Raw genomic sequence first — 310 nt, 5'->3', positions numbered from 1 at the left:
CTGTAGGCGAAGCCCTGCCGACGCGACCGAGGGGAACGAACCGAAAACCAGCCGGAAGAATAGCAATCGCAAGGAACGAAGACGCAGGTTAGCGATGCGGCTGCCGGTGAGGATGCGGCGGCGGGCCGGTGGTCAGTGGTCGAGGACATGCCCGGGTGCGGTGGGCGCGGCATGCCTTGGTGGCCAGACCAATCTGCCATCCGGCGGTGGCCATCTTGGCGGCCAGGCGGGCCAGCGCCAGTACCCACACCGGCACCCACACCAGTACCCGCACCCGCACCCGCCAGCCCAGAATGCGCACCTTGGCACC

At 68.4% G+C, this 310-nt stretch carries 1 protein-coding gene; it reads right to left on the bottom strand.

Annotation, left to right across the window (positions count from 1 at the left end; translation table 11 throughout):
- Positions 1–88 precede the first annotated feature (88 nt).
- Positions 89–310: hypothetical protein (locus tag KGQ19_RS48975; protein ID WP_212022544.1), on the bottom strand; the 222-nt coding region annotated here is incomplete at its 5' end.

This window comes from Catenulispora pinistramenti (genome assembly GCF_018274385.1).
GTDB lineage: Bacteria > Actinomycetota > Actinomycetes > Streptomycetales > Catenulisporaceae > Catenulispora > Catenulispora pinistramenti.
The sequence above is the reverse complement of the archived record's forward strand: the minus strand, read 5'-3'. Positions and strand labels throughout refer to the sequence as shown.